General features: G+C 46.6%; 6 protein-coding genes and 1 pseudogene. All 7 read left to right on the top strand.

Features of this window, described 5'->3' with window-relative positions; genetic code table 11:
* Window positions 1-528: 528 nt before the first annotated feature.
* Window positions 529-945, top strand: coding sequence for a DUF6088 family protein (locus BOO20_RS00090; protein ID WP_076789006.1), 417 nt, complete (start codon window positions 529-531; stop codon window positions 943-945).
* Window positions 929-1,261 carry a nucleotidyl transferase AbiEii/AbiGii toxin family protein gene (locus tag BOO20_RS13205; protein WP_076789003.1) on the top strand — a complete coding sequence of 111 codons (333 nt, stop codon included), beginning with the start codon at window positions 929-931 and terminating at the stop codon, window positions 1,259-1,261. The genes BOO20_RS00090 and BOO20_RS13205 overlap by 17 nt, the downstream gene beginning before the upstream one ends.
* Window positions 1,262-1,278: 17 nt before the next feature.
* Window positions 1,279-1,854 (top strand): nucleotidyl transferase AbiEii/AbiGii toxin family protein, encoded by a 576-nt coding sequence (locus tag BOO20_RS13200; protein WP_158068716.1) that lies wholly within the window; start codon window positions 1,279-1,281, stop codon window positions 1,852-1,854.
* 210 nt (window positions 1,855-2,064) lie between these two features.
* Window positions 2,065-3,093: an SEC-C domain-containing protein gene (locus BOO20_RS00075; protein ID WP_076788998.1), complete on the top strand. Its 1,029-nt coding sequence runs from the start codon at window positions 2,065-2,067 to the stop codon at window positions 3,091-3,093.
* Between the two features lie 386 nt (window positions 3,094-3,479).
* Entirely contained in the window at window positions 3,480-4,253 is a 774-nt protein-coding gene (locus BOO20_RS00070) for an HNH endonuclease (protein ID WP_076788994.1), read from the top strand.
* Window positions 4,254-4,470: 217 nt separating this feature from the next.
* Entirely contained in the window at window positions 4,471-5,721 is a 1,251-nt protein-coding gene (locus BOO20_RS00065) for a DNA methyltransferase (protein ID WP_076788992.1), read from the top strand.
* Window positions 5,714-6,160, top strand: a pseudogene (locus tag BOO20_RS00060) (MjaI family restriction endonuclease); the annotation flags it as partial. The gene BOO20_RS00065 and the pseudogene BOO20_RS00060, both read left to right, overlap by 8 nt.
* Window positions 6,161-6,266: the final 106 nt, after the last annotated feature.

The following is a 6,266-nucleotide window of genomic DNA, read 5'->3' as shown; positions in this document are numbered from 1 at the left end:
TTGAATATTCCATAATTCGCCTCCTTGTTGGACGCGACATCTATATTAACACATAGGGCCTACTCATTCTGAAACGGAGCACCGGGTCGACCCGTTTTTCAGCTCCCGAAGCCTTTGAAATGTTATGCTGTTCGCTCTTGACTGAAACGAACAGGTATGGTATTCCTGTATCCCTTTTAGGGTATATTCCTGAAATATACCTTGCGGGTTATATTTGAATCTTTTCTCAAAGGGTTAAAATGGCTATGGCCAACCGGATTTCCGGCACAGGTAGCCGATTCGATTTTTAAAGGCCTGAAGCATAGCGCAGTCCAGCTTTCATGATCGTTCAGATTCGCCGGTTTCTGACAGCAATGAATGTCGTCCCGGATTGTCCTGCCTGTGTTTCGTTACCTCCGTCCCACAATTTCATCTCGTTATGTTGCATGAATACCGGCAAAAAAAGAAAGGCTTGTTGTTATACCTAAAGTGTCGTATTTTTGCATAAGTAAGGTGTCGTATTTATGTGCATCTAAAGTACATTGTTTAATGAGCAGATACAGGAGTATTGAGTCCCGGATTACGGCACGAATAGCGAGAAAGAAATGCGCTGTTTTTGTTCGTGATGATTTTAAAGATTTAAGTAATGACTACGATCAGGTGGGAAGGGCGCTCAGAAATTTGACGAAAAAGGGGTGTCTGATCCGCCTTGGTTATGGTGTCTACGCAAAGGCGAAAACGTCACCCATAAACGGGATAATCGTTCCCGTGGCGCCGTTACCGGTATTGGCTAAAGAAGCGCTTGCGCGCCTGGGAATCAAGACTGTGCCATCCCGTCTTGAGCAAGACTATAATGCAGGCAAGACAACGCAGGTACCTACAGGCCGATTAATCGGTGTAAGGGGCCGTGTCAGTCGCAAGCTTGGTTATCAGGGAGCTTATATCAGCTATGAACGAGCGGCCTGAACAGAAAGTTTTTGAAGGTGTCGCAGAAATTAAAGCGATTGATGCTGCATTTGTCGAGAAGGATTGGTTTGTCACGCAAGTGATTTCCTCTCTGTTTGAGTTTAAATATGAGGGGTTTACATTTGTCTTTACGGGAGGAACTGCTTTATCAAAAGCACATAACCTTATCCAGCGTTTTTCTGAAGATGTGGATTTCAGGGTTATTGCGCCGAAAGATCATCAAAACCGCAGCTTTTTATCCAGGTTTAAGCACGAAGTGATTCAGCATTTGTGCCTGAACGATTTTCCCTGGAGAACCATCATATTACGGCCCTGAATGATAACCGGTTCATCGTGATTGAGTTCGACTATCCAAGTTATTTTATTACCCCTGTCGCAATTCGACCTCATGTCCAGATAGAAATATCAGTCAAAGCTACACAGCGCAAAGGGATTTTACTTCCCGTTTCCTCCTTCGTGAATACCATCACCAAAAGCCCTCCGGAAGCTGAAAGTGTTCAGTCTATCGATCCTGTTGAAAGTGCCGCCGATAAACTGAGTGCGCTTGCATGGCGAATTCCAACCAGAATCCGCGGTAGTGAAAATGATGATCGAGCTCTTGTACGGCATATTCATGATCTGGCATTGCTCAAAAAGCTGGCCCTTTTTGATGAAAATTTTGTTGACCTTGTTGCAGCCTCGATGCTTGAAGATGAAGGCCGTTTGAGAAAAAATCCTGAGTTTGCAGCCTACTCAATGGCTGAGAAATTTCAGCTTATGTTGAGCATCCTGAATTCAGATAAGGAATATCCGCGCGAATATGATTTGTTCGTCAAAGGAGTTTCCTATGCTGCGGAAGGAGAAGCGCCGGATTTCATAACGGGGTTAAATACACTCCAAGCCCTTGTGGATCAATTTTTAACGGACTGAAACAAAGTGCAGCACAGCTCACCTGACCTGACCGTTCAGATCTCCCGGTTTCTGACAGTAATAAACACCGTTCCGGAATTGAGTTATAACCCGTTCATGTTATTTCGTTACCTCAGTCACTTACGTCCCTGAATATGCTTTGTTATTGTTGGCCGATGAATGCCGTTCAGGAATTTCATATCTTGCTCTGAAAATAAAACAGAATCGGTTATGGTTGAAGGTAATGTTTATCATACAATTCCCTGCTCTTGCGGCAGCGGAAAATCTTTTGAAGAGTGCTGCTATCGCGAAGAGCTGCATCATGCGTCTCTACCGGAGCGGGGAATCAGGGAAGCACTCTCTACTTCATTTCAGGGTGGTGAATTCACTTCGCTGGAGGAGGCTCAGGCGTTCATGCAGGAGCTTATGGTGACCAATAACCGGACTTCGCTTAGTGAGTTTGCCGGATTGTCACCTGAACAGATGCATCGTTTTCTGGCATTCCCTTTTGGTTCAAACAATCTGGCAACCTTTGCTTCTGTTCTGCCCTTCGAGCCCGATTCTCCCGTCACATCTGTTTTTAAAGCATTGGCCGAAGCAATTGGAGAGAAGGGTCTCAAGGCGACCGTTGCCGGTAATCTGCCGCAAAAAGTTGTTCGAGATATTGCCATTGCGCTTACAGGTCGGGATACCCATGGTCCGGAAAACCTGGGATGGAGATTGAACAGGGAGGAGGAGTACCCCGAACTTCATATAACCCGCTTTACTGCCGAACTGGCAGGACTGGTCAGGAAATTCAAGGGTAAATTTATGCTTACCAAAAAGTGCCGGACAGTGCAGAAGAACGAGGGGCTTGCCGGTATCTGGCCTGTTTTGTTCAGGGCTTATGTTGAAAAGTTCAATTGGCATGACAGAGGGCCGGATGAGTTGCCGTTTATTCAGGACTCATTTCTTTTTACGCTCTACCTGTTGAATAAATATGGCGCTCAGGAGCGGTCAGGGGATTTTTACTCCCGTATTTTTGTGGAGGCATTTCCGGCACTGCTCAACGAAGTGTCGCCAAAAAGCTATTGCTCTGCAATCGACTCCCTCAGTACAGTATATCTCAACCGGGCGATGAGCTATTTTGCCGAATTTTTCGGTTTGGCCATTGTTGCTGTTGATTATAAGCGTTCGGGAGCTTTTTCCGCTTCAAATTACCGGATTACCGCACGCCCTCTCCTTCAGGCGGCTGTTCAGTTTCATATTCCTGAAGCCTGAACCATTTTGTAATGCTATGCTCTTCTGTTCAGCTCCGTAAGATTGGGCTGTTGGCAGAATATGATGCATCACGGATTGTCCTTCGTGTTTTTTGTTACCTCCGTCACTTACGTCCCTGAATATGCTCTGAATATGAATAGATGCTGTTCAGGAATTTGTTTTTCAGGATGGCGGGGAAGTCCTATCTTGGGTAGTGTGTTATCTCGGTGATTCCCTTGTTTTCAAGGATATAGGTGTTTTACAGGTGCCGCTCTAAATTGTCGTGAGCGGTTTGGGGACGAGGCGGACGGCGCACAGAAATCGGAATGTACACGTTGTACTTGAGGATTTTGAGCACCGACCAACGAAGTAATCGAATTGCGGAACAAATTAAGAGCGGTACCCACATGAAAGCAGGAGAGAAACTCTGGTCCCGAGACGAACTTATTCTTGCAATAAACCTCTATTGCAAGCTCCCTTTTGGGCAACTTGACAGCAGAACTCCAGAGATCATCAAGCTGGCAGCATTAATTGGCCGAACTCCGGGTGCGGTGTCGTACAAGCTGGGGAATTTTTCGAGTTTAGATCCCTCTCTACAAGCAAGAGGGATTAAAGGTGCGCCTAACGGGAGTAAGCTGGATAGGGTGATCTGGGATGAGTTTTACCAGAACTGGGATGAGCTTCCGTTTGAAAGCGAAAAACTCCGGGCAACGTTTGAGCATTCTACGGTTGAGAAAATCAACCAGATTAATGAAGAGGATCTGCCGAAAGAGGGAAAGGAGAGAGAGAGGATTGTTCGAGCAAGGGTGAATCAGTCGTTTTTCAGGAGTATGGTTCTATCCTCCTACAAAAGCACCTGCTGCATTACCGGACTCCAGAACAGTGAACTGCTTGTTGCTGGTCATATCAAGCCGTGGAGCAGTGACGCAAAGAACCGGCTCAACCCGAGGAACGGCATCGCCATGAATGCCCTGCACGACAAAGCCTTTGAGTCAGGGCTGATTACCATCACGCCAGAGTACAGAATCCGGATTTCAAACATACTCAAGGAGCAGAAGAAAAACCCTTCAGTTCAAGCATACTTCCTGCAATATGATGGCAGGGAAATCCTTTTGCCGCGCCGGTTTTTGCCTGACAGTGAGTTTTTACGATATCATAATGAGGAGAGGTTCAAGGGGTAAATTTCTTCATTTGACCATCACATCAGAGTTCTCAATCATTTCGTAGGCTCAGGAGGGGGTAAATCCGCTGTTTCTTCTGAAAATTGCTATACTTTTGAAAAGTGCCGGTGATCTGGGCGACGCACCACAATTACCGGTAAAGGATTTATTGGAAAATGGTTAAGCAATAAAACACTTGAAGACCAAGCACACTATAATACATGGCGACAGCCGCGAGATGAATCTTGTCGGCGGCAAGTCGGTTCACCTTGTCATCACCTCTCCGCCATATTGGCAGCTCAAGGACTATGGCACCGATACACAGATCGGCTTTCATGAGAGTTACGAAAGCTACATCAACAATCTGAATCTTGTCTGGAAGGAGTGTGAGCGGGTACTCTATCCGGGATGCCGCCTCTGCATCAACATCGGCGATCAGTTTGCCCGTTCGGTCTATTACGGCAGGTACAAGGTTATTCCGATCCGGACGGAGATTATCAAGTTCTGTGAAACTATCGGTCTGGACTACATGGGTGCGGTAATCTGGCAGAAGGTCACAACGACCAATACGACCGGTGGAGCTTCGATTATGGGGAGTTTTCCCTACCCGCGTAACGGCATTCTCAAACTTGACTATGAGTTCATCCTGATTTTCAAAAAACAGGGTGATGCACCCAAGCCGACCAAAGAACAGAAAGAGCGCTCGGCAATGACCACGGAGGAGTGGAACACCTATTTTTCAGGCCACTGGAACTTTGCCGGAGCAAAGCAGGATGGTCACATCGCCATGTTTCCGGAAGAGCTTCCTCACCGCCTTATTAAAATGTTTGCTTTCCAGAACGATACGGTGCTTGACCCGTTTATGGGAAGCGGCACAACGGCTCTTGCGGCAAAAAATCTTGACCGAAACTCCATCGGGTATGAAATCAACCCCGAGTTTATCGAGATTGCCAAAACAAAGCTCAACAGCAACCAGCAGGATTTTGTAGGAACAACCTATGAGTTTCTGCATGACACAGTAACGGGTGACTTTGCCGCTGCAATTGAACAACTGCCCTATCGTTTTACAGACCCTCACAAGCTTGACAAAAAACTTGATCCAAGGAAACTCACCTTTGGTTCACGGATTGATAAAGCCGGTGCGGCACAGCGTGAAGAGCTGTTTACGGTCAGGGAGATACTGAGCCCCGAAAAGGTAAGGTTATCCAACGGGTTGACGGTGAAACTGATTGGGATCAAGCAAGAGCCCTTTATGCACGACCGGGCTGTCGGTTATCTGGTTGAGAAAATTCAGGGCAAGCGGATATTCATGAAGTATGACCGGATGAAATACGACAGCGAGAACAACCTTCTCTGTTACCTCTATCTTGAAAACAAGACCTTCGTCAATGCGCATCTGATAAAAAGCAGGCTGGTCGGCATTGACAGCAGCTATGATTACAAGCAGAAGGAGAAATTTCTAACCCTGTCAGAACAACTCAATGGCTAAAGAGTGGATACTGAACAGCGCGATGAACCGCTTTCAGCTTAATTTCAAGCGAAATGTCGGACCAACTTCCGAGTCTATCAGAGCGTGCGCTCCCAAAACAGTCGAGGAGTGGAGGGCGTATTACTATGCTCATGTCAAGCCTGAAGAGCATATCGTTGATCTCGGGAAAAAACTCTACGTCAAGATAACCGAGGTGATTGCAGCGGAGGTTGAGGCGGTATCAGAAGAGGATTGCATAACCTACATGAAGCAGCTTGTCATTGACCGGACGTTTGATGGTTACATGACTGAAATCAAAACGGTATATGGTCAACTGGAGCGCCAGCTCGGAGTGAAAATAGAACCGGCTTCTGACGAGTGGGATAGGTTGTTCAATGTTGACTTTTATATCAAGGCAGGGGAGAAGTACATCGGACTCCAGATCAAGCCAATCTCGTTCAGCGGAGGATCAGAGTAGGGGGGACGGAGTAGGGGGGACGTAAGAGGAGTAGGGGGGACGTAAGTGACAGAGGTAAATAATATATTTTCTGCTTGAGGGAGAGTAC

The sequence above is a fragment of the Chlorobium sp. KB01 genome, assembly GCF_001975465.1.
In the GTDB taxonomy this organism is placed as follows: domain Bacteria; phylum Bacteroidota; class Chlorobiia; order Chlorobiales; family Chlorobiaceae; genus Chlorobium.
The sequence above is the reverse complement of the archived record's forward strand: the minus strand, read 5'-3'. Positions and strand labels throughout refer to the sequence as shown.